The 797-nt window shown below is 40.8% G+C and carries 1 protein-coding gene and 1 pseudogene; one reads left to right on the top strand and one right to left on the bottom strand.

Annotation, left to right across the window (positions count from 1 at the left end; translation table 11 throughout):
* The coding region (locus tag A3766_RS24510; RefSeq protein WP_068643150.1) for a phosphoadenylyl-sulfate reductase at positions 1–551 on the bottom strand (551 nt) is incomplete at its 3' end.
* Positions 552–721: 170 nt separating this feature from the next.
* On the opposite strand from A3766_RS24510, the pseudogene thrH reads away from it, so the two are divergent.
* Positions 722–797, top strand: a pseudogene (gene thrH / locus A3766_RS32285) (bifunctional phosphoserine phosphatase/homoserine phosphotransferase ThrH); the annotation flags it as partial.

The following is a 797-nucleotide window of genomic DNA, read 5'->3' as shown; positions in this document are numbered from 1 at the left end:
CAATTCGCAAGCGGGTTGAATTTGATTAACTTACGCTCGTCGCTTGAGTTGCCATGATCAATCTCAATAACAGCAACTTCAGAGCGAGTGCTTGGGCTTTGATCTTTACGTTGGCCGGAAACCCACGCATTCAAGGTACCAAGCTTTCTTTTCAAAGGCTCTACTTTACGAATGCCACAGCATTCTTTATGCCCGTCTTCAAAAAAACTGAATAGCCCTTTTTGCTTAACAAAAGCCTCTAGTCGCTCAGCATTGGGGGTCATTAATTCAATGTCGATGTTATAGTGTTGGCGAACCTTTTCAATAAAGCGGTAAGTTTCTGGATGTAATCGGCCTGTATCTAGCGAGAAAACCTGAAGGTCGTCAGTTAGTCGATGAGAAAGCTCAATCAAGGCAACATCTTCTGCGCCGCTGAAAGAAATTGCAATGTTATCGAAGGTGTTCACCGCAAATTTTAGAATTTCGCGAGGTGATTTACTTGAAAGCTCATCATTTAGCTGCTGAACGGCTTCATCGGTAATTGTGGCGGGGTCGTTAAAGTCAATCGACATTATTTGGTCTCTGTATATGCTTTGTTTTAATACTAATGTGGTATTAGCAATATGAGCTCGATTCTAACGAAGATTTTACATTATGCAAGGCGCTAGCTTTTAGTTAGAATAGCGCTTCGAATTTTCACTATCGAAAGATATTAACCTTTATTATAAAGACGGAGTGCGTCGTGGAATTAGTTTGTCTTGATTTAGAAGGGGTATTGATCCCTGAAATATGGATAGCATTTGCTGAAAAGACCGGAA

It is taken from the genome of Oleiphilus sp. HI0132 (genome assembly GCF_001635845.1).
This window is presented reverse-complemented; position numbering and strand designations above follow the sequence as displayed.